This window comes from Antarcticimicrobium luteum (assembly GCF_004358185.1).
Lineage (GTDB): Bacteria > Pseudomonadota > Alphaproteobacteria > Rhodobacterales > Rhodobacteraceae > Antarcticimicrobium > Antarcticimicrobium luteum.
Map to the genome: position 1 here is coordinate 58,194 of NZ_SMUV01000053.1, position 19,992 is coordinate 78,185.

22 protein-coding genes and 1 tRNA gene are annotated in these 19,992 nt (G+C 66.7%); 10 read left to right on the plus strand and 13 right to left on the minus strand.

Going from position 1 to position 19,992, the window contains the following annotated elements; genetic code table 11:
- Positions 1–211: 211 nt before the first annotated feature.
- Both E1832_RS05360 and E1832_RS05365 read right to left on the minus strand, forming a co-directional pair.
- Entirely contained in the window at positions 212–868 is a 657-nt protein-coding gene (locus E1832_RS05360) for an FkbM family methyltransferase (RefSeq protein WP_133358704.1), read from the minus strand.
- Positions 869–951: 83 nt separating this feature from the next.
- Positions 952–2,124 (minus strand): pyridoxal phosphate-dependent aminotransferase, encoded by a 1,173-nt coding sequence (locus tag E1832_RS05365; RefSeq protein ID WP_133358705.1) that lies wholly within the window; start codon positions 2,122–2,124, stop codon positions 952–954.
- A 376-nt stretch (positions 2,125–2,500) separates the two neighbouring features.
- Here E1832_RS05365 and cysS point away from each other — a divergent pair, with 376 nt between their 5' ends.
- From cysS to E1832_RS05385, 4 genes are all read left to right on the plus strand, one after another.
- Entirely contained in the window at positions 2,501–3,907 is a 1,407-nt protein-coding gene (gene cysS, locus E1832_RS05370; RefSeq protein ID WP_133358706.1) for a cysteine--tRNA ligase, read from the plus strand.
- Between the two features lie 298 nt (positions 3,908–4,205).
- Positions 4,206–5,843: a citramalate synthase gene (gene cimA, locus E1832_RS05375; RefSeq protein WP_133358707.1), complete on the plus strand. Its 1,638-nt coding sequence runs from the start codon at positions 4,206–4,208 to the stop codon at positions 5,841–5,843.
- Between the two features lie 2 nt (positions 5,844–5,845).
- Positions 5,846–6,817 carry an alpha/beta hydrolase gene (locus E1832_RS05380; protein ID WP_133358708.1) on the plus strand — a complete coding sequence of 324 codons (972 nt, stop codon included), beginning with the start codon at positions 5,846–5,848 and terminating at the stop codon, positions 6,815–6,817.
- Entirely contained in the window at positions 6,798–7,580 is a 783-nt protein-coding gene (locus E1832_RS05385; protein ID WP_133358709.1) for a squalene/phytoene synthase family protein, read from the plus strand. Before E1832_RS05380 ends, E1832_RS05385 begins: the two co-directional genes overlap by 20 nt.
- 177 nt (positions 7,581–7,757) lie before the next feature.
- Here the strand turns inward: E1832_RS05385 and E1832_RS05390 are convergent, their stop codons facing one another.
- The gene (locus E1832_RS05390) at positions 7,758–8,978 is read right to left on the minus strand and encodes an MFS transporter (RefSeq protein WP_133358710.1); all 1,221 of its coding nucleotides are present in this window, start codon (positions 8,976–8,978) and stop codon (positions 7,758–7,760) included.
- Between the two features lie 76 nt (positions 8,979–9,054).
- On the opposite strand from E1832_RS05390, the gene E1832_RS05395 reads away from it, so the two are divergent.
- The 3 genes from E1832_RS05395 to E1832_RS05405 are packed head-to-tail and all read left to right on the plus strand — an operon-like array spanning position 9,055 to position 10,655.
- Entirely contained in the window at positions 9,055–9,687 is a 633-nt protein-coding gene (locus tag E1832_RS05395) for a DNA-3-methyladenine glycosylase family protein (protein WP_133358711.1), read from the plus strand.
- Entirely contained in the window at positions 9,684–10,349 is a 666-nt protein-coding gene (locus tag E1832_RS05400; protein WP_133358712.1) for an alpha/beta hydrolase, read from the plus strand. Before E1832_RS05395 ends, E1832_RS05400 begins: the two co-directional genes overlap by 4 nt.
- 3 nt (positions 10,350–10,352) lie before the next feature.
- Positions 10,353–10,655 carry a putative quinol monooxygenase gene (locus E1832_RS05405; RefSeq protein ID WP_133358713.1) on the plus strand — a complete coding sequence of 101 codons (303 nt, stop codon included), beginning with the start codon at positions 10,353–10,355 and terminating at the stop codon, positions 10,653–10,655.
- Between the two features lie 8 nt (positions 10,656–10,663).
- Here E1832_RS05405 and E1832_RS05410 read toward each other — a convergent pair whose 3' ends face one another.
- The 3 genes from E1832_RS05410 to E1832_RS05420 form a co-directional block, all read right to left on the minus strand.
- Positions 10,664–12,235, minus strand: coding sequence for an oleate hydratase (locus E1832_RS05410; protein ID WP_133358714.1), 1,572 nt, complete (start codon positions 12,233–12,235; stop codon positions 10,664–10,666).
- A 66-nt stretch (positions 12,236–12,301) separates the two neighbouring features.
- Complete coding sequence (locus E1832_RS05415) at positions 12,302–12,748, minus strand: VOC family protein (protein WP_133358715.1); 447 nt, start codon at positions 12,746–12,748, stop codon at positions 12,302–12,304.
- A 12-nt stretch (positions 12,749–12,760) separates the two neighbouring features.
- Entirely contained in the window at positions 12,761–13,336 is a 576-nt protein-coding gene (locus E1832_RS05420) for a pseudouridine synthase (protein WP_133358716.1), read from the minus strand.
- Between the two features lie 229 nt (positions 13,337–13,565).
- On the opposite strand from E1832_RS05420, the gene E1832_RS05425 reads away from it, so the two are divergent.
- A complete protein-coding gene (locus E1832_RS05425) occupies positions 13,566–14,150 on the plus strand; it encodes an HNH endonuclease (RefSeq protein WP_133358717.1) in 585 nt (194 codons plus the stop codon).
- 117 nt (positions 14,151–14,267) lie between these two features.
- Here the strand turns inward: E1832_RS05425 and E1832_RS05430 are convergent, their stop codons facing one another.
- The gene (locus E1832_RS05430) at positions 14,268–15,320 is read right to left on the minus strand and encodes an ornithine cyclodeaminase (RefSeq protein ID WP_133358728.1); all 1,053 of its coding nucleotides are present in this window, start codon (positions 15,318–15,320) and stop codon (positions 14,268–14,270) included.
- 5 nt (positions 15,321–15,325) lie between these two features.
- The gene (rocF, locus tag E1832_RS05435; protein WP_133358718.1) at positions 15,326–16,252 is read right to left on the minus strand and encodes an arginase; all 927 of its coding nucleotides are present in this window, start codon (positions 16,250–16,252) and stop codon (positions 15,326–15,328) included.
- A gap of 108 nt (positions 16,253–16,360) precedes the next feature.
- On the opposite strand from rocF, the gene E1832_RS05440 reads away from it, so the two are divergent.
- On the plus strand, positions 16,361–16,786 hold the full coding sequence (locus E1832_RS05440) for an Lrp/AsnC family transcriptional regulator (protein WP_133358719.1): 426 nt from the start codon (positions 16,361–16,363) through the stop codon (positions 16,784–16,786).
- Here the strand turns inward: E1832_RS05440 and E1832_RS05445 are convergent.
- Together E1832_RS05445 and E1832_RS05450 are read right to left on the minus strand one after the other, a co-directional pair.
- Positions 16,783–17,244, minus strand: coding sequence for a disulfide bond formation protein B (locus E1832_RS05445; protein WP_133358720.1), 462 nt, complete (start codon positions 17,242–17,244; stop codon positions 16,783–16,785). The two genes, E1832_RS05440 and E1832_RS05445, sit on opposite strands and share 4 nt — an antisense overlap.
- On the minus strand, positions 17,241–17,819 hold the full coding sequence (locus E1832_RS05450) for a YqaA family protein (RefSeq protein WP_133358721.1): 579 nt from the start codon (positions 17,817–17,819) through the stop codon (positions 17,241–17,243). The genes E1832_RS05445 and E1832_RS05450 overlap by 4 nt, the downstream gene beginning before the upstream one ends.
- Positions 17,820–17,968: 149 nt before the next feature.
- On the opposite strand from E1832_RS05450, the gene E1832_RS05455 reads away from it, so the two are divergent.
- Positions 17,969–18,052: transfer RNA gene (locus E1832_RS05455), tRNA-Leu, on the plus strand.
- A 270-nt stretch (positions 18,053–18,322) separates the two neighbouring features.
- On the opposite strand, the gene E1832_RS05460 is transcribed toward E1832_RS05455, so the two are convergent.
- The 3 genes from E1832_RS05460 to E1832_RS05470 form a co-directional block, all read right to left on the minus strand.
- Positions 18,323–18,931: a site-specific integrase gene (locus tag E1832_RS05460; RefSeq protein WP_206021005.1), complete on the minus strand. Its 609-nt coding sequence runs from the start codon at positions 18,929–18,931 to the stop codon at positions 18,323–18,325.
- Between the two features lie 266 nt (positions 18,932–19,197).
- Positions 19,198–19,410, minus strand: coding sequence for a hypothetical protein (locus E1832_RS05465; protein WP_133358723.1), 213 nt, complete (start codon positions 19,408–19,410; stop codon positions 19,198–19,200).
- A 31-nt stretch (positions 19,411–19,441) separates the two neighbouring features.
- Positions 19,442–19,891 carry a hypothetical protein gene (locus E1832_RS05470; RefSeq protein WP_133358724.1) on the minus strand — a complete coding sequence of 150 codons (450 nt, stop codon included), beginning with the start codon at positions 19,889–19,891 and terminating at the stop codon, positions 19,442–19,444.
- Positions 19,892–19,992: the final 101 nt, after the last annotated feature.

Below are 19,992 nucleotides of genomic sequence, written 5' to 3' on the forward strand. Positions count from 1 at the left end.
CGGAAAATCCGGATTTTCCGCGCGTACAGGGTGGGGCAGGGTATCGCTCTTCCCACTCTTTCCAGGGGCGGGTGCGCTCGCCCCCGACGACGTCCAGGCCGCAGGCAAAAAACACTTTGGGCGGTCAACGAGATGAGCCTGGACGGCGAAACTGAGGGGGGCCTTGCGCCCCCCCTTTTTTTTGCCCGCCAGAAAATAAAATCTTTTGAATTCAGCGTTTCAGGCGCCACTCTTCCCACACAAAGGGATAGGACCAGGCCGGATCGTGGGTCAGCGACAGCTGCGCCACGATGTCCTCGCGCAGCGGTCGGAGTTCGGGCTTGAACAGGTGGAACTGCACCATCAGCCGCGCGATCCGGCCGATCAGCCCCGCCTCGATCAGCGCCGGCAGCAACTCGTATTCGCCGCCTTCGATATTGATCTTGGCCAGCTGCACCTGACCGATTCCCGTCTCGGCAAGGAAATCGCGCACCGCGACCACCGGGGCGGTGAAGCTGCGCGCATGATCGGCCACCGCGGACGAGGCATTGCCGGCATCCGACAGCGCCAATGTCCCGGCCTCGCGCCCCAGCGCGCATTCATGCACCGTTACGCCGGGCCGGTCCGCGTATTTTTCGCGCAGCGCCGCGGCATAGCCGGGGTGCGGCTCGAACACATGCACGCGGGCCTGGGGTTGCGCGGCGAGCACGGCATCGGTCCATTCGCCCTCGAAACCGCCAAAATCCAGCACGACCGCGCCGGGCCCGATGTCAAAGAAATCGTGCAGCCGCGCCTGGGCCTTGTCCTTGCGGAACTGCAGATAGGAGTCGATGGCGATGCCCTTCCACGGATTGCGCCGGCGATCCAGCCAACGTTTCAGTGACGCCATTTCGGTTTCTCCTTTATCGGTGCCGCGGCATCATAGGGTCCGGGGCAGGGGCGGACAAGAACGCGCTGCGATGCGCCGGCCGATCAGACCCGGGTGGCGGCAAAGGCGCAAAGGGTTTTCAGCGCCGCGGCAAAGGCATCGTCGGCGATGGTCATCGCCACGCGGATATGACCGGCCGCCGCTGCGCCAAAGCTTTCGCCCGGCATCACCGCGATGCGATGGGCGTCGAGCAGGGCGTTGGCGAACTCTGACCCGCTCATCCCGGTGGGGCGGATGTCCAGCATCAGGTACATGGCCCCCTGCGGCGGCAGCGCGTGCAGGGCATTCTGACCGGCCAGGATCTCCAGCGCCTGCGCCCGGCGGCGGCGGAACGGCGCGGCGACCGCCGCCTCCAGCTCCGCGCCCTGATCCAGTGCGAACAGCGCCGCGTCCTGCACGAAACCCGGCACGCCATAGGTGGTGTGGGTGGCCAGGTTGATCAGATCGCCAATCGCGGCCTCCGGCCCCACGATCCAGCCGCAGCGCGATCCGGTCATCGCGTGCGATTTCGACATCGAGCCGATGACCAGCGTGCGCTCTGCCATCCCGGGCAGGGCGCGGGGGCTGAGGTGCGCCCCCTCCCAGACCTGGGTGTCATAGACCTCGTCCGAGATCAGCCACAGATCGGCGTCGCGGCAGACCTGGGCGATCCCCTCCAGCGTGGCGCGGTCATAGAGCGCGCCGGTGGGATTGTTGGGGGTGTTGATCAGCAGCGATTTGGCCCCCGGCACGATGGCCGCGGCGATGTCCGCCGCCCGCGGGCGAAAGCTGTCCCCGGGGCGGGTGCGTACCGGGACGGGCCGCGCGCCGGCGCCGCGGATGGTGCCGGGATAGGTGACGTAATAGGGGTCGATGAACAGCGCCGCATCACCGGGGTCGCAGGTGGCGCAATGGGCGGAAAAAAGGCCCGCCTGCCCGCCGGGTGTGATCAGCACGTTGTCGCGGGTGGTGGGCACGCCGCTGCACGCCTGCACGCGGTCCGCCACCCGGTCGCGCAGGGCGGCAACCCCCGGCACCTCGGCATAGCCGGTATGACCGCCCCGTGCGCTGTCGTCCATCGCCTTCAGGATTGCCGGATCGGTGCGGATGTCATGCTCGCCGATGGTCAGCTCGACCACCTTTTCGCCCGCCGCGATCAGGTCGCGGGCGCGGTGATAGACATCCCATCCGTCCGAACCGCCACCGGTCAAATGTTCGATGCGATGGGAGAGCTGCATGGAATACCTCCGGGTCTTGCGGTCCGGGGCCAAGGGGGCAGAGCCAAGGGGGATTGTCAATTGCGCGGCCGGGGTGACCTGAGGGCGGGGAGGCAGGCTTAAGAATTTCGCGCCTTGGTCAAAGCACGGAGGGCCATGGCCGCCCCTGGGCGGGCATGGCCCGGCCATGCGGCCGGGCAGGTGCTTTGATGTTTCCTTTGCGTCTTCCCTCCGCGGCGCCCCCATGCTATTTCGCCGTCATGAACCGCATCTGCCGCATCATTCCCTGCTGCATTATTCCCCGCTGATCGCACGCGCGGGCCGGTTTCTGTCGTTTCCATCTCCGAGACAAGTTGCTAAGCCCGCGCCACGCGCAGCGCCGTTGAGGAGTCACGTCATGACGACGATCAAACTGCACAACACCCGCACCCGGGCAAAAGAGGTGTTCACCCCGATCGACCCGGATAACGTGCGCATGTATGTCTGCGGTCCCACCGTCTATGACCGGGCACATCTGGGCAACGCGCGCCCGGTGGTGGTGTTCGACGTTCTGTACAGGTTGCTGCGCCATGTGTACGGGCCCGATCACGTCACCTATGTGCGCAACTTCACCGACGTTGACGACAAGATCATCAAGCGCGCCGAGGAGCGCGGGAGGCCGATCGACCGGATCACCGCCGAAACCACGCAATGGTTCCTTGAGGACATGGGCGCGCTGGGGGCGCTGGAGCCTGACGCCATGCCGCGCGCGACCGAGTATATCCCGCAGATGGTGGCGATGATCGGGGAACTGATCGACGGCGGCCACGCCTATGCGGCCGAGGGGCATGTGCTGTTCTCGGTGGAAAGCTACAAGAACTACGGCGCGCTCTCGGGTCGTTCGGTCGATGACATGATCGCGGGGGCAAGGGTCGAGGTGGCGCCCTACAAGCGCAATCCGATGGACTTCGTGCTGTGGAAACCCTCAAGCGACGACCAGCCCGGCTGGGACAGCCCCTGGGGGCGCGGGCGGCCCGGCTGGCACATCGAATGCTCGGCGATGTCCTACGAGCTGCTGGGGGAAAGCTTCGACATCCACGGCGGCGGCAACGACCTGATGTTCCCGCACCATGAAAACGAGATCGCGCAAAGCTGCTGCGCGCATCCGCAGGGGGAGTTCGCCCGCTACTGGCTGCACAACGAGATGCTGCAGGTGGAGGGCAAGAAGATGTCCAAGTCCCTGGGCAATTTCTTTACCGTGCGGGATCTGCTGGACAAGGGCATCCCGGGCGAGGTGATCCGCTTCGTGTTTCTCTCGACGCACTATCGCAAGCCGATGGACTGGACGGAGAAGAAGGCTAAGCAGGCTGAGGCGACCTTGCAAAATTGGATGATGGCCACAGTTGATGTCGATCCCACTCCGCCCGAGGATTTTCGACCGAACCAGAAACTCATTGATGCCTTGGCCGATGATCTTAACACGCACTTGGCACTGACCATAGTGAATGCGATGCGGTCGAACCCACAAAACCTTTTGGACCATGCGCGTTTCATAGGGCTCTTGTCGGATGACGTCAGGGCAGATTTTAAAGAACACTATTTGTCGATGGCGCATGGCTTCGGTGCGAGCGCCGAATTGGCTGAACTCGGCATGGCTTTTGACCACCTCCGTAAAGAGGCGATGCAAACCAAGGATTTTTCCGAGGTCGACCAGCTCAAGGCGGCCTATATCGACGCTGGTCTGGAAGTTCGAATGTCGAAAGATGGCGTGGAGCTCATCCCCGGCCCAGACTTCGACCCCACCAAGCTGGAGGGCCTCGAATGACCTCCCTTCAACCCGAATCGCCCGGCCGCGGGCCGGGCCGCGCCCGACCCTCCCCCCGGGAGGGCGCATGTGTTGATGTCACGCAGCGAACAGAAGCGGTGAGCGCGACGGCGTTCCGCGCTGAATACCACGCGGATGCGCCCACCCAGGGCTGGGCGCGACCCTTCGCGCTCAGCCCAATTGCCCCCCTGGGCTCCGCCCGTTCGGCCCTGAATCCGTCCCCCGGACGGTTTCCGGGACGGGCCTCACCCCAGGGCCGGGAGCGGCCCTTCTCACCCATGTTCGAAGGGAGGGGTAAATGACCGAACGCCTCTACATCTACGACACCACGCTGCGCGACGGGCAGCAGACGCAAGGGGTCCAGTTCTCCACGCCCGAGAAGATCCGCATCGCCGAGGCGCTGGACTCCCTCGGCGTCGATTACATCGAGGGCGGCTGGCCCGGCGCCAACCCCACCGACTCCGCCTTTTTCGAAACGGCGCCTGCCACCCGCGCGCGCCTGACCGCCTTTGGCATGACCAAACGCGCCGGGCGGTCGGCGGAGAACGACGATGTGCTGGCGGCGGTGATGAATGCCGGCACCGCCTCGGTCTGTCTGGTCGGCAAGACCCATGATTACCACGTCGACACAGCGCTGGGCATCACGCTGGACGAGAACCTGGAAAACATCGGTGCCTCGCTCGCCCATATCGTGGCGCAGGGGCGCGAGGCGCTGTTCGATGCCGAGCATTTCTTTGACGGCTATATGGCCAACCCCGCCTATGCGCTGGACTGTCTGCGCGCGGCGCAGGCGGCGGGCGCGCGCTGGATCGTGCTGTGCGACACCAACGGCGGCACCCTGCCGGGCGAGATTGCCCGCATCGTGGGTGAGGTGATCGCCGCCGGTATCCCCGGCAGCCAGTTGGGCATCCACACCCACAACGACACCGAGAATGCGGTGGCCGGCACCCTTGCGGCGGTGAATGCCGGGGTGCGGCAGGTGCAGGGCACGCTGAACGGGCTGGGCGAGCGGTGCGGCAACGCCAACCTGACCTCGATCATCCCGACGCTGCTGCTGAAGGAGCCCTATGTCAGCGCCTATGAGACGGGCATCACGCATGATGCGCTCAGGGGACTGACGCGGGTGTCGCGCATGCTGGACGACATCCTCAACCGGGTGCCGATGAAGCAGGCGCCCTATGTCGGCGCCTCGGCCTTTGCCCACAAGGCCGGGCTGCACGCCAGCGCCATCCTCAAGGATCCGTCCACATACGAACACATCGACCCGGGCGAGGTCGGCAACAGCCGCATCATCCCGATGTCGAACCAGGCCGGGCAATCCAATCTGCGCCGCCGTCTGGCCGAGGCGGGGCTGGAGGTCGCCCCGGGCGATCCGGCGCTGACCCGCATCCTCGAACGGATCAAGACGCGCGAGGACGAAGGCTATGCCTATGACACCGCGCAGGCGAGTTTCGAGCTATTGGCGCGGGAGGAGCTGGGACAGTTGCCGGCGTTCTTCGAGGTCAAGCGCTATAAGGTGACGGTCGAGCGGCGCAAGAACAAGTACAACCATATGGTCAGCCTCTCCGAGGCCGTGGTGGTGGTGAAGGTCGACGGCGAAAAGAAACTCTCGGTCAGCGAGTCGGTCGATGAACAGGGCTGCGACCGCGGTCCGGTCAACGCGCTGTCCAAGGCGCTGGCCAAGGATCTGGGGCGGTATTCGGCGATCATCGACGACATGCGGCTGGTGGATTTCAAGGTGCGCATCACCCAAGGCGGCACCGAGGCGGTGACCCGCGTCATCATCGACAGCGCCGACGGGCAGGGGCGGCGCTGGTCCACCGTCGGGGTCAGCCCGAACATCGTCGATGCCAGTTTCGAGGCGCTGCTCGACGCGATCCGCTGGAAGCTGATCCGCGACGTGGCACCGGCGGCCGAGACGGCAGGGGCGGGCTGAGCATGTTCGCGGGGCTGGCCTTCACCCTGCCGCGCATCGCGCTGCTTGGCGCGGCGGCCTATCTGGCCGTTGCCGGCGGGCTGATCCTGTCGCAATGGCCGGGGCGCGATCTGAGCGGCAACGGGCTGCAGTTCCCAGAGCGTGAGGGGGAGATCGCGGCGCCGGCGCCGCAGCATTACACCGCCCGCGACGGCACCAGGCTGGCCTACCGGCTGTTTCCGGGCCCCGAGGGGGCGCCGCTGGTCGTGCTGATCCACGGCTCCGGCGCCCATGGGCTCTATTACGCCGGGCTGGCGGGGCGGCTCTCGGATCATGCCACCGTGCTGCTGCCCGATCTGCGCGGCCATGGCGCCAGCCACGTCGCCGCCCCGGATGTGAGCCATATCGGCCAGCTAGAAGAGGATATCGCCGATCTGGCCCGGGCGCATCTGGCGGAGGGTCAGGCCTTCGTCGTCGCCGGCCATTCCTCCGGCGGCGGTCTGGCGATCCGCTATGCCGGGGGGGCGCAAACCCCGCGCCCCGATGGCGCCATGCTGCTGGCGCCCTTTCTGAAATACGACGCGCCGATAATGCGTGAGAATTCAGGCGGTTGGGCGCATCCGATGACGCGGCGGATCATCGGCCTCTCCATGCTGAACGCGGTGGGCATCCGGGCGCTGAACGGGCTGACGGCGATCGAGTTCAACCTGCCGCAGGCGCTGAAGGGCGAACTGACCGGCGCCTATAGTTTCAGGCTCAATGCCTCCTACGCGCCGAGATCAGATTATCTGAAAGATATCAGTGTCTTGCCGTCGTTTCTTCTGATCGCGGGTGATGCGGACGAGGCGTTTCGCGCCGACCGGTATGAGGCCGCGATGGCGCCTGCCAACGCCGGCGGCAGCTATCACTTGATTCCGGCGGTCAGCCATCTGGGGCTGATCGACGCGGGCGTGACCGCCAGGCTGATGGGGGGGTATCTTGACCACCTTCGCTGACGATCTGAATGCCTGCGCCGCGCTGGTGGAGCGCGGCGATCCCGACCGGTTTCTGGCCGCCATGGCCGCCCCGCCGGCGGCGCGCGCGGTGCTCTTTCCGCTCTTTGCCATGAACGTTGAGGTCTCCCGCGCGCCCTGGGTCACCCAGGAGCCGATGATCGCCGAGATGCGGCTGCAATGGTGGCGCGACGCGCTGGAGGAGATCGCCGCCGGCGGCCCGGTGCGGCGGCATGAGGTGGTCAGCCCGCTGGCCGCGGCCTTGGCGCCGGACATGGCCGAGGCACTGGATGATTATATCGCCGTAAGGCGTTGGGATATTTACCGGGATCCTTTCGACGACGCGGCGCAGTTCGACCGCTACATCGATCAAAGCGCGGGGGGGCTGCTCTGGGCGGCGGCCAGGGCTCTGGGCGAGGCAGACGAGCGCGCGGTGCGCGATTTCGGGTTTGCGACCGGGATTGCCAACTGGCTGCGTGCGGTACCGGACCTCGAGGCGCGCGGGCGCATTCCCCTGCTCGATGGCCGGCCCGAGGCGGTGCGCCAGCTGGCCGAACGGGGCCTCGATCATCTGTCCCGCGCCCGGGCGTCCCGCGGTGCGATCTCGCCCGAGGCGCGCCCGGCGCTGCTCTCGGGCTGGCAGGCGGGTGTGATCCTGCGTCAGGCGCAGAAAGAGCCCGCGCGGGTGGCGCAAGGAACGCTGGGGCAGAGCGAGGCGCGTAAGCGGCTGACGCTGATGGTCCGCGCGGCCTCGGGGCGCTGGTAGGGCGTTTCCCGCCGCGATTTAATGCGCAACGGACGCCTGCCCGTGGGGCGGCGCCGCAACGGATGAGCGGCGCGGTTTATGGCGGCCGGATACATCGATCCTCTGAGCGGTGCACGACATTGCCGAAGCGCCCGCCCGCCCGGAGGGGCCTTTTCCCAGTGGCTGGTTTCGCGCGCCTCAGACCTTCCGCTCGCGGCCCCGGTCGGGTTGGAACATCAGCCACAGCAGCGCGCCACCGGCCAGCATCAGGAACGGCGCCATCGCCATGTTCACGGCGGTCCAGCCCTCCTGCGCGGTGCCGCCGGAGCAGTTCATCAGCCCGCCCGAGGCCAGCGAGGCCATGGTCACACCGCCGAACACCAGCAGGTCGTTCAGCCCCTGCATCCGGCCACGCTCATGCGGCTCATGCGCGCCGGCCAGCATGGTGGTCGCGCCGATGAAACCGAAGTTCCAGCCGACGCCCAGCAGTACCAGCGCGACAAAGAAGTTTTCCAGCTCGACCCCGTTCAGCGCCACGGCGCCGGCCCCGGCCAGGATGGCCAGGCCCGCCGCGACGATCTTTTCAACGCCAAAACGCGCGATCAGATGGCCGGTGAAGAAGGAGGGCACATACATCGCCAGCACGTGGCTGGTGACCACGTCGGCGGCGCTGTTCTGCTCGAACCCGCAGCCCACGACCGCCAGCGGCGTCGAGGTCATCACCAGGTTCATCAGCGCATAGGAGACCATGGCGCAGATCACCGCGACCGCGATGCGCGGGGTGGTGATCAGCTCCCACCGGGTGCGGCCGCGCGGCGCGTCCGCCGCCGGCGCTTTGGGTTTGGGGATGGACAGCAGCAGGAACAGTGTCGAGCCGAGGATATTGATCCCGATCACGGCGAGGTAGGTGCCGAGGAACGGGATCACCATCGCCTGCGAGGTTACCTTGACCAGCTGCGGCCCGATCACCGCCGACAGCAGGCCGCCCGCCATGACGTAGGAAATCGCCTTGGGCCGGAAGGCGTCCGAGGCGGTGTCGGCGGCGGCAAAGCGGTAAAAGCCATGCGCGCTCATGTAGATGCCGGTGATCAGGCTGCCCAGCAGAAAGACCGGGAAGGATCCGAGATAAAGGCCCCAGGCCCCGATCGCCCCGCCGGTCGCACCGGCCGTGGCCCCCAGCAGAAAGCCGGCGCGGCGGCCCCATTTCTGCATGATCGCCGAGACCGGCGTCGCCGCCATCATCGAGCCCAGAACGATCAGGGAAATGGGCAGCGTGGCCAGGCAGGCATTGCTGGCCAGCGACTGGCCAGCCAGCCCGCCGACGGTGAAAATCATTGGCATCTGCGCACCCAGCACGGCTTGGGCGGCGACCAGGACGGCCACGTTTCGCTTGGCCTTGCTGTCGTCAATATCATGCATGACGATTGCGTATCCCTGAATGTGAACCGGTACAAGATGGCTTGCCTGTATCGATACAATTCCTATGGTTCGCGGTATGAGCGTCGGCAGGATCATCGAAACCCCTGATTGCGTGGCCGAAGGCGCCGCCTGGCTTGGCGCGCGCGAGCCGCGCTTTGCCCTGGCACTGCGCCGGACCGGCCCCTTGCCGTTGCGCCGCCGCCCCGACGGGTTCGCGCAGCTGCTTTCGGCCATCGTCAGCCAGCAGGTCAGCGTCGCCTCGGCGAATGCGATCTGGGGCCGGATGCAAGAGGCGCGCCTGACCGGCCCGCGCAAGATCGGGTGGGCCAGCGACGACGATCTGCGCGCGGCCGGCCTCAGCCGGCAAAAGATCCGCTATGCCCGCGCGCTGGCCGAGGCGCGGATCGACTACGCCCGCCTGCGCGCCGCTCCGACCGATCAGGTGATCGCGACCCTGACCGAGGTTCCCGGCATCGGTATCTGGACGGCGGAAATCTATGCGATGTTCAGCCTGGGCCGCGCCGATGTCTTTGCCCCCGGCGATCTGGCCTTGCAGGAATCGGCGCGTGTGCTGTTCGATCTGCCCGAGCGGCCGCGCGAAAAGGCGCTGCGGCAGATGGCCGAGGACTGGGCGCCCTGGCGCTCGGTTGCGGCGCGGCTTTTGTGGGCCTATTACCGCGTGGCCAAGGACAGGGAAGGGATCCGATGACACGAGTTTTGACGGCCGGCCGCAAGGGGCCGCTTTCGGGGGACACGCGCTCGATCGTGGTGTTCCTGCACGGCTATGGCGCCAACGGGGCCGACCTTCTGGGGCTGGCCGATCCGCTGGGCGAGCATCTGCCCGACACGCTTTTCGTCGCGCCCGACGCGCCGGAGAATTGCGCCGGTGCGCCCTTCGGCTTTCAGTGGTTCCCGATTCCCTGGCTTGACGGGTCAAGCGAGGAGGAGGCCGAACGCGGCATGCAGGCGGCGGTCGAGGATATCAACGCCTTTCTCGACGCGCTAATGGTGGACGAGGACGTGCTGCCCGAACAGGTGGTGCTGTTCGGTTTCTCGCAGGGCACGATGATGAGCCTGCACGTCGCCCCCCGGCGCGAGGACGCGGTTGCCGGCATCGTCGCCTTTTCCGGGCGCCTGCTCAGCCCGGAAACCCTCAAGGACGAGGTGGTCAGCCGGATGCCGGTGCTGCTGGTCCATGGAGATCAGGACGAGATGGTGCCGCCGCAGTCGCTGCCGGAGACCGCCGAGGCGCTGCAACAGGCCGGCTTCAGGGACGTCTTCGCCCATGTGATGAAGGGCACCGGCCATGGTATCGCCCCCGACGGGTTGAGCGTGGCGCTGGCCTTCATGCGCGACAAGCTGGGGCTCTGAGCGATGCTTATCGTCACCGGCACCTTCGAGGTGGACCCGTCGCAGATCGAGGGCGCCAAGCTCGCCATGATCACGATGATGCAGGCGACCCGGGCCGAGCCGGGCTGCCTGACCTATGATTTTTCCCAGCAGGTTGAGGTGCCGCACCGGTTCCGCGTCTATGAGGAATGGGAGGATGCGGCGTCGCTCGACGCCCACCGGCTGACCCCCCATATGGCCGCCTATCGCGCCACCATGGGACAGGCCAGCGTCGGGGCCCGCGCCCTTTGGCTGATCGAGGCGGGGGAAAAGACCGCGCTGGGCTGAGCCGCTGCTCAGACCTCCATCAGGACACGGGCCGCGCGCAGCAGGGCGCGCGGATCGCGGTCGCTGCGCCTGACCGGGATCGGCGCGCCCGTGCCGGTCAGGGCGTGAACCGCCGCCCGGGCGCTGCGCACCGAATATTCGACGGTAAAGACGGTATCGAGCGGTTGTTCGACGAATTGCCCCATCAGGGCGAAATTGCCTGCCCCCTCCGGGCGCACAGCGGGCCGGTCGCCGCGCTGGCGCGGCATGAACTGGCTGGTGATAAAGGGCATCCGGCAGGGCAACACCCGCGCGCCGTCGAACCAGTGGCGCTGATCGGGCGACAGGCGCAGTTGCCAGCACAGCTCGGCGATGATTTCGTCGCCATTCGCCTGCCACATCGGCTTGGGCACGAAATCGCCGTTCCGGTCACCGCGCAGCCCATAGCCCCAGAACACCGTCGTGCCCTCAGGCTGGTTCTGGAAATGCGGCTGGTTGAACAGGACAAAGGACATCAGCCAGGCGCTGTCGCGGATCGTCACCAGCCCGCCGGTGCCGGTCGCATTGCCGGTAAATTCCTCCATATGGTCGCGGAATTCTGGCCGGTCCATGGTCACGGTGAAGGAGGTCCAGGCGCTCTTGCCGGTCTCCCCGGCAAAGGCGTCCGGGGTGCCGAAGCCGGGATGTTGCCGCGCCAGATCGCGCCAAAGATCAAAGGAGGGCATCGGCCCCGGCGTCAGCGGCGGCGCGCCGGAATTGGTGCCATAGGTGGCGCCGTCGGTCATCGAGCCGAGGGTGACGAACACGCGGTCCTCCGGTGTCACGGGAATGTCCCGCCCATCGTCCAGCTCGATCCCGGTCACGTCGCGGCGCGCCCCGGTCGCCTCGATCCGCAACCCGGCGGCGACCGTGCCGCTGTCGAAGCGCACGCCGTGCCCGCGCAACCATCCTTCCAGCGGCGCGATCACGCTGTCATACTGATTGTAGCGGGTGCGAAGGATCCCCCTGATCCGGGTGAAGCCTGGGAAAAGGTGAATGAACCGCCGCAGATAGCGCCGCATCTCGACCGCGGAATGCCACGGCTGGAACGAGAACATGCTCGACCACATGATCCAGAAATTGCTGTCGAAGAAGGCGCGCCCGAAGCACGACCCGATGGTGCGCGCACCGAGGCTGCGCTCGTCGGTCAGCATCAGCCGGTTCAGCGCCACGATATCTGCCGCCATCAGGCCCAGATGCACCATGTCCGCCTTTTTTCCCGCCTCGATCAGCCGACATTTGGACCCCGCCCGCACCTCGGCGTTGAAGGCAAGGATATCCTCGGTCACACTGCGCTCCGGCGCGCCGGGGGCGGGGATCTGCGACAACAGGTCGAGCGTATTGACGAAATTCGGCTCGAACATCCGCCCGCCCCGGGTGAGGTATCCCCAGGTCGCCTCGCCCGTGCCATCGAGCGCACCGCCGGGTCGGGGCCGGTCGTCAAGGATGCGGATGGTCTCGCCCGCCACACCGGCGTCGCGGATCAGATAGGCCGCAGCGGCCAGCGTGGCGATACCGCCGCCGATCATGTAGTGCAGGGCCGGGGCAGGTGTCTCGGTCATCGGGGGCTCTCCTTGCCGGATCGATGCCAGCCTGCCCGGACCCGCGCGGCCCGGCCTTGCGCTGGATCAATCCGCCCGCCACAGGCGCGGTTCGGCGAATTCCACCGAGTTGCCCGCCGGGTCGCGGACATAGAGCGAATGCGCCCCGTTGGGCCAGTCGAACTCTGCATCGATGTCCAGCCCCGCCGCCAGCAGCCGGGCGCGCAGCGCCGCTATTCCGTCGCGGTCCATGGCAAAACACATGTGCCCGGGCCCGCGCGCACCGTGCGGCGGCACCGGCATCGTCGTCGTGCCGGAGGCTGTCTCGGTCTCGTCCGGACTAAAGATCAGCAGCACGCCCGGCCCGACGCGATAGAACACGTGACGATTGCCCGCCCGCGTGATCCGCTCCAGCCCCAGCAGCCTGCCATAGAACGCCTCCGCCGCATCGAGATCGGCGGCATAAAGCGCGGTTTCCAGCACGGCGGCGGGGGCAGGGGCAGGGGGAAGGGAAGACGGAAGATGCTGGGACATGGCCGCACCATATCAACGCCGCGCGCCCTTGTCAGGAGGGGGCAGTGCCTGCCATGCGCCCGGCGCCAGCCCGTCCAGCGACCAGTCGCCGATGCGCCAGCGGATCAGCCGCAGGGTGGGGTGGCCCACGGCCGCCGTCATCCGCCGCACCTGCCGGTTGCGCCCCTCGCGGATCTTCAGCTCGATCCAGCAGTCGGGCACGCTCTTGCGGACCCGGATCGGCGGGGTGCGCGGCCAGAGTTCCGGCGGCTCGTCGATCCGCCGCGCCCGGGCCGGCCGGGTGCGCCCGTCCTTCAGATCGACGCCGCCGCGCAGCGCCGCCAGCGCCGCGTCATCGGGAACCCCCTCGACCTGGACGTAATAGGTCTTGTCCATCTTGTGCCGCGGATCGGAGATGCGCGCCTGCAGCTTGCCGTCGTCGGTCAGCAGCATCAGCCCCTCGCTGTCGCGGTCGAGCCTTCCTGCGGGATAGACGCCCGGCAGGTCGATGAAATCGGACAGTGTGCGGCGCGGGCTGCCGTCGCTGCCCCGGTCGGTGAACTGGGGCAGCACGTCATAGGGTTTGTTGAAACGGATCAGCCGGGTCATGACGCCGCCCTAGCGCAGGCGTCGCCGAAAGGAAACGCCCGGCTGCGCGCTCTTGTGGATAACTGTCATTGGCCTGTCATCTGGGCAGGGTATCCGTCCTGCGACATGTTGTGGTTATTCTGGGCTTGCCAGAGGTCAACCGCGATATATAGTCAAAATACGGCTGGGGCGGGACTCCCCGCCCTGGCCCGTCGAAACGGGGCGGTCAGGGCGAGGGCGGAGTCTTACGATGGACGGCGATTTCAGATCGGATTTTGTACGCCAGCCGGGCGCGTTGAAACAGCATCCGGCGCTGGTGCTGAACGCGGACTACCGGCCGCTGTCCTATTATCCGCTGTCGTTGTGGTCCTGGCAGGAGGCGATCAAGGCGGCCTGGCTCGACCGGGTGGATATCGTCGCCGAATACGACGAATTCGTGCACAGTCCCAGTACCCGGATCAGGATGCCCAGCGTCGTCGTCCTGAAAGATTACGTCAAACCCCAAAAGCGCGTGGCCTTCACGCGCTTTAATTTATTTCTGAGGGACGAATTCCGCTGCCAGTACTGCGGCGCCAAGGGGGATCTGACCTTCGATCACGTGGTGCCGCGGGCCGCCGGCGGCGTGACCAGTTGGGAAAACGTGGTTGCGGCCTGTTCCCCCTGCAACCTGAAAAAGGGCTCCAAGTCGCTGCGCCGCGCCGGCATGTCCCTGCGCCGCGCGCCGCGCCAGCCCGGCGCCGAGGAACTGCGCAACACCGGGCGCAAGTTCCCGCCCAACCTGCTGCACGAAAGCTGGATGGACTTTCTCTACTGGGACGCCGAGCTGGAGGCGTGATCCCCGGCCGCCCCGTGGCGCAGGTGAGTATTTTGAACGAGAAGAAGGGCCGGGCGCGCCGCCCGCTTCTTCTCGTTTCAAATACTCCCGCCGGAGGCCGCCCGGCGCAGCCGGGTCCTATCGTTCCGGCGCGGCGCGCTGGACCATCCCGAACAGGTCGCGCGGATCGTCGGGATCGGCCAAAAGGTCGAGAGGGTGGAACAGGTCCGTGCCGGCGATCCGGTCGCGGACGTAGCGCAGCGCGCTGAAATCCTCGATGGCAAAGCCGACGCTGTCGAACAGCGTGATCTGATCGGGTTTGACCCGTCCGGCCTTGCGTCCGGCGATCACCTCCCAGATCTCGGTCACCGGGAAATCCTGCGGCATCTGCTGGATCTCGCCCTCGATCCGGCTCTGCGGCGGATATTCCACAAAGACGCCCGCGCGGGTCAGGATGCCGGGCGCCAGCTCGGTCTTGCCGGGGCAGTCGCCGCCAATGGCGTTGATATGCACGCCGGGGCCGACCATGTTGTCGCTCAGGATGGTGGCGCATTGCTTGTCGGCGGTGCAGGTGGTCAGGATCTGCGCCCCCTCGATCGCCTGTTCGGCGCTGGCGCAGGGCACCACCCGCAACCCCTGACCGGCCAGGTTGGCGGCGCATTTCGCGGTCGCGGCGGGGTCGATGTCCCACAGCCGCACGGTGTCGATGCCGCAGATCGCCTTCATCGCCAGGCTCTGGAATTCCGACTGCGCGCCGTTGCCGATCATCGCCATGGTCGTGGCGCCCTTGGGGGCCAGATATTTCGCCACCATTGCCGAGGTCGCCGCCGTGCGCATCGCGGTCAGCAGCGTCATCTCGCTGAGCAGCACCGGGTATCCGTTGCCCACATCTGCCAAAAGGCCAAAGGCGGTTACGGTTTGCAGTCCTTCCTTCATGTTCTTGGGATGGCCGTTGACGTATTTGAAGCCATAGACTTCGCCGTCGGAGGTGGGCATCAGCTCGATCACCCCTTCGGCGGAATGGCTCGCGACGCGCGGGGTCTTGTCGAACAGTTCCCAGCGGCGGAAGTCGGCCTCGATGTAGTCCGCCAGCCCGCGCAGCACCTCTTCCAGCCCGGTGCGGTGCACCAGCCGCATCATGTGGTCGACGGAAACGAAGGGCACCAGGGCCTTGTCGGAGGGTTGGGAGATATGTGTCATGCGTAAGCCCTTGTCGGTCGGTCGAAGACGCGGCGGCCCATGGCCGAGGCCGTGAGTTCCACCAAAAGGTGCGCGGTGCGCCCGCGCTCGTCGAGAAACGGGTTGAGCTCGACCAGGTCGAGCGAGGTCATCAACCGGCTGTCGCAGATCATCTCCATCACCAGATGCCCCTCGCGCATGGTGGCGCCGCCGGGCACCGTGGTGCCGACGGCAGGAGCTATGGCCGGGTCGAGGAAATCCACGTCCAGCGAGACATGCAGCATGCCGTTCTGCGCCGCCACGTGCTCGAGGAATTCCGCCAATGGCCGGGCGACGCCGCGCTCGTCGATCTCGCGCATGTCGTGGCGGCGGATCCGGCTTTCCTCCAGCGCGGCGCGCTCCGCCTCGTCGACGGACCGCAGTCCGAGCAGGCAGATGTTTTCCTGTGGCACCGGCCGGGTGATCTCTGCAAACCCGTCAAAACCGCTCCGCCCGGTGACATAGCCCAGAGGCGTGCCGTGCAGGTTGCCCGAGCCGGAGGTCTGAGGCGTGTGGAAATCGCTGTGCGCATCGAGCCAGAGCACGAATTGCGGCCGCCGGATGCGTGCAGCGTGCCGGGCGACCCCCGCGACCGAGCCCAGCGACAGCGCGTGATCGCCGCCCAGAAAGATCGGCAGGCCGCGCTCCATCGCCGCCTCGGCGGCGTCGCGCAGCCGCGCGGTCCAGGCGGCGGTCTCGTTCGGTCTGAACAGGCGCCCCTCCTCGGTATCGGGACTGTACGGTTCGGGGCTCAAATTCCCTAGATCCTCGACCCGGTGTCCCAGCTCGCGCAGCGCCTCGGCCAGCCCCGCGGTGCGCAGCGCATCGGGGCCCATCAGGCAGCCGGCGCGGCGCTTGCCGCTGTCCACCGGAGCGCCGATCAGAATGCAGTCGTTTGGTGTCATGATCTACCTGGAAAATACGTTTGGAAGCAGGCATGCCTCCGAAACGCGTTGCAATCCAGCTAGCAGAGTGATCAGTTCGGTTTGGATTTATGCGAAACGGACGCCAATATGGACAAAACGGATGAACGTCTGATCGCCACGCTGCGCCATGACGCGCGTGCCTCGCTGTCGGATCTCGCGCTGCGGCTTGGGCTGTCGCGCACCACCGTGCGTGCGCGGATCGACCGGCTGCAGCAACGCGGCGATATCCTGGGCTTTACCGTGGTGCTGAAGGCCGACACCCTGCACGACCCGGTGCGCGGACTGATGATGATCGGGATCGAGGGGCGCGGCGCGGCACGCATCACCCGCCAGCTGCATGGGATGGCCGAGGTGCGCGCGATTCATTCCACCAACGGACGCTGGGATCTGATCGTGGAGCTGGGAACCGAAACGCTTGAGGCGCTGGATCAGGCGTTGGCGCGAATCCGCACGCTGGACGGGGTCAGCACCAGCGAGACCAGCCTGCTGCTCTCGACACGGAAATCGGCCTAGCGGGCGGCACGCGAGGCGGCCAGCCAGACCAGCGCCAGCGCCAGCGCGGCGATGGCGTTCCAGCTGGCCATGGAGAGCCCCAGCAGATCCCAGGCCACCTCGTCGCAGCGCACCAGCGGCGCGGCCAGGATCTGTTCCAGCAGTTGATCCGGGCTGAGCCCGCCGACCGGACCGGAGGTGCAGGTGGTGGGCCCCTCCCACCAGCCGCGCTCGACCCCGGTGTGATAGAGCCCGACGCCGGACGTGGTCAGCGCCGCGCCGGCCCCAAGCAGCGGAAGGGCGCGCCCGGGCAGCGCCAGCGCCGCAGCGCCGAGGATCACGGCGGCCAGATGCGGCCAGCGTTGCCAGATGCACAGGTCGCAGGGCGGCAGCCCGCCGATATACTGGAACCCCAGCGCGCCCAGCAGCAGCGCCGCCGAACCGCCTGCGGCGACGAGGATGAGGAGCGTTCGTTTCATAGGTATTTCACCAGGAAAAAGCCGCCGACCAACAGCACGACGAAGACGGTAAAGACCAGGTTCAGCCGCGACTCGATGAAGGCGCGCACCGGTTCGCCAAAGGCGCGCAGCAGTCCGGCCAGAACGAAGAACCGCAGCGCACGCGCCAGAATCGAGGTGGCGACAAAGGTCACGATCGGCATCCCGGCCCAGCCCGACATGATCGTGATCACCTTGTAGGGGAATGGTGTGACGCCGGCGGCCAGTACCGCCCAGAATCCGAAATCGTTGAACTTCTGGTTGAAGGCGGCCATCGCCTCGGCCTTGCCCATGGCCGCAAGGATCGGCTGGCCGATCCCCTCATAGGCAAAGGCGCCGATGGCATAGCCCAGCATCCCGCCCAGAACCGAGGCGATCAGCGCCACCCCGGCGATCGCCCAGGCGCGGTTGGGCCGGGCCAGGATCATCGGAATCATCAGCACGTCGGGCGGGATCGGAAAGACCGAGCTTTCGACAAAGGCCACCAGCGCCAGCGCCCATATCGCCCGCGGATGATCGGCCAGCGCGAGGGTGCGGTCATAAAGGCGTTTGAGCATGGCGGGGCCGGTCCTGGCGCTGGGAAACTCTGCCACAGGGGCAAATCATGCGCGGCGCGCCCGGTCAACCACGACTGTGTCACCACCGCGCGAACGGCCGCGTTTTCGCACTGGACCTCGCCCCGCGGCTTGGGGTATCCGAAAGCGTGGCCCAAGTGGCGGAATGGTAGACGCAGGGGATTCAAAATCCCCCGCCGCAAGGCGTGTGGGTTCGAATCCCACCTTGGGCACCAATGACTTAGCGGATTTTGCCTCTAGGTTATCCACCGCCATTCACCCACCTCATTCACCCTTTCTTGTTCTGTTTCCGTTCTAGTCCACGGTGGGAATCGCAGCTATTCACGTTTTTCCTGGGCGGCGCGGCTCATAGCCTTGCGTGACGCTCTGGCGCGGTAGTACGCGACCATTTCCGCGCTCTGGTTGGTCACCGCCTGGATCTCGGCATCGCTGGCGCCGGCCTCGGCCAGCTCGATGATCGCCAGCTTGCGCAGCCCGTGCAGAGTTTAGGGGCGGGCGCGTTCGCCCAGCCCGGCGCGCCAGTCGCGGAATGCCTTTTCCACCGCATCGTATCCCAGCGGCTCGGTCAGGTTGCGCGACAGCAAATAGGCTCCCTCGACTGGCACGCCGCGCACGAAGTCGCGCAGCCGCGGCGGGCAATAGACCTCGAGCACCTGGTCGTTCTTCTCGTCCAGCACCGACATCCACTCCCCCTGGAATTGGTCGCGGCGCATGGTGATTGCGGCGTTGGGCCGCTGCCCGGTGCCTAGGATCAGGTTGGCCGCGATCCGCACGCGCGGCGGCGCGCTGTCCAGTGCCTTGACCATCCATTCCGGCCATGGCTCGTAGGGGCTGGTCGGGGTGTACTTGCCAAGGTTGCGTGCCGGGTTCTCGCCCAGCGGCCAGTCGAGCTCGTTGGCCGCGTAATTCCACAGCAGGGAGACCGTCTGCACCATGCGCTGCGCCTTGCGCGGGGTGGCAGACAGCTTGGCATGGGCCGCGCGCACCGCCTGACGGGTGGTGGCGGCCATCGGTTTGCCGCCGTTCTTCGCCATGATGTCATCCATCGGGAGACGGTAGCTCTTCTTGGTCGACGGTTTCAGTCGGCCCTGCACTACGGGATCCTTGCGCCATGCCTCGATGCATTCGCGCCAGGTGTACCGCGCGGGGGGCCGCTGTCGCTCGTGTCGGCCGGCGCGTGCTTGCCAGTACAGAGCGTCGAGCGCTGCTGGATCTCCCCTCCAGTCGAGCCTGATCTCGCGTGAGATCCGCCGCCCGTCGATCATGCGCCTGGTGCGATAGTACGGCTCCCATGTGCCCTTGGCCGCGATCCAGCGCCAGACCAGGTTGGGTTTAACGATGCGCGGCTTCGGCGGCTTGCTCACAGTTCAAATTCCTCGGTCGGCAGGTCGGCCCTGCCAGACAGGATGGCCTCGATCTGCCCGACAATCCAGCGTTCGTGCTGGGCCACCGTCACCGGAGGTGGCAGGGCACCACAGTTCACCAGCCGTCGAAATTCCGACACCGGCATGTCGAGCAGGCCAGCGGCTGTGGTGTCGCGCACCGCGATGGGTTGGAGATGCACGGCGGCCATGGGTCAGTTGTCCTCCATTGGTTCAGTATCATCAGGCGGCGTGATGCCAGATGCGTTTGGCGGCGCGCTGTTCTTTTTCGGCAACCTCGGCCATACGTTTCTGCGCCTCGATCGCGCGCCACTGTTCCAGGGTGATCTTGTTCCAGCGGGTGAGGGTTCGCTTTGGCAGGCCAAGTCGCTGGGCGGTGAGACCAATACGGGGCGTGTTGGTCCTAAAATAGTCTGCCATGGCGTAACGCCCGACGCCGTGCGCCCACATCGAGGCGAACTCGGCCTCCTGCTCTGGTTTGATGGCGTGGAACGGCTGGCGCGGGTAGCGTGACCGGGGCGGTAGGTCGCGCGCCATAGCGCGGAAGCGGACGGCCTGCGGGGAGATGTCAAGGAGCGCGCCGATCTCTGCCAGGGTGATGGCATGGTCGTTCCAGAGCCGAGCAAAATCGGCGCGAGGCATGGTTTTGCCGCGGTGCGCGATTCTGCTCATGCCACAGCCTCCCTGCCCATCGCCCATCCGCCCCATTGGTCCGCCATGGCGGCGGCGATGCCGGGAAATGTCTTGCTGCGCTGTTTCCAGCGCTCGGGGCC

Coding starts and splice junctions, on each gene's coding strand:
- E1832_RS05360 (WP_133358704.1), bottom strand. CDS start 868: ATGGCGTCACTGAAACGTTGGCTGGATCGCCGGCGCAATCCGTGGAAG.
- E1832_RS05365 (WP_133358705.1), bottom strand. CDS start 2,124: ATGCAGCTCTCCCATCGCATCGAACATTTGACCGGTGGCGGTTCGGAC.
- cysS (WP_133358706.1), top strand. CDS start 2,501: ATGACGACGATCAAACTGCACAACACCCGCACCCGGGCAAAAGAGGTG.
- cimA (WP_133358707.1), top strand. CDS start 4,206: ATGACCGAACGCCTCTACATCTACGACACCACGCTGCGCGACGGGCAG.
- E1832_RS05380 (WP_133358708.1), top strand. CDS start 5,846: ATGTTCGCGGGGCTGGCCTTCACCCTGCCGCGCATCGCGCTGCTTGGC.
- E1832_RS05390 (WP_133358710.1), bottom strand. CDS start 8,978: ATGCATGATATTGACGACAGCAAGGCCAAGCGAAACGTGGCCGTCCTG.
- E1832_RS05395 (WP_133358711.1), top strand. CDS start 9,055: ATGAGCGTCGGCAGGATCATCGAAACCCCTGATTGCGTGGCCGAAGGC.
- E1832_RS05400 (WP_133358712.1), top strand. CDS start 9,684: ATGACACGAGTTTTGACGGCCGGCCGCAAGGGGCCGCTTTCGGGGGAC.
- E1832_RS05405 (WP_133358713.1), top strand. CDS start 10,353: ATGCTTATCGTCACCGGCACCTTCGAGGTGGACCCGTCGCAGATCGAG.
- E1832_RS05410 (WP_133358714.1), bottom strand. CDS start 12,235: ATGACCGAGACACCTGCCCCGGCCCTGCACTACATGATCGGCGGCGGT.
- E1832_RS05415 (WP_133358715.1), bottom strand. CDS start 12,748: ATGTCCCAGCATCTTCCGTCTTCCCTTCCCCCTGCCCCTGCCCCCGCC.
- E1832_RS05420 (WP_133358716.1), bottom strand. CDS start 13,336: ATGACCCGGCTGATCCGTTTCAACAAACCCTATGACGTGCTGCCCCAG.
- E1832_RS05425 (WP_133358717.1), top strand. CDS start 13,566: ATGGACGGCGATTTCAGATCGGATTTTGTACGCCAGCCGGGCGCGTTG.
- rocF (WP_133358718.1), bottom strand. CDS start 16,252: ATGACACCAAACGACTGCATTCTGATCGGCGCTCCGGTGGACAGCGGC.
- E1832_RS05440 (WP_133358719.1), top strand. CDS start 16,361: ATGGACAAAACGGATGAACGTCTGATCGCCACGCTGCGCCATGACGCG.
- E1832_RS05445 (WP_133358720.1), bottom strand. CDS start 17,244: ATGAAACGAACGCTCCTCATCCTCGTCGCCGCAGGCGGTTCGGCGGCG.
- E1832_RS05450 (WP_133358721.1), bottom strand. CDS start 17,819: ATGCTCAAACGCCTTTATGACCGCACCCTCGCGCTGGCCGATCATCCG.
- E1832_RS05465 (WP_133358723.1), bottom strand. CDS start 19,410: ATGGCCGCCGTGCATCTCCAACCCATCGCGGTGCGCGACACCACAGCC.
- E1832_RS05470 (WP_133358724.1), bottom strand. CDS start 19,891: ATGAGCAGAATCGCGCACCGCGGCAAAACCATGCCTCGCGCCGATTTT.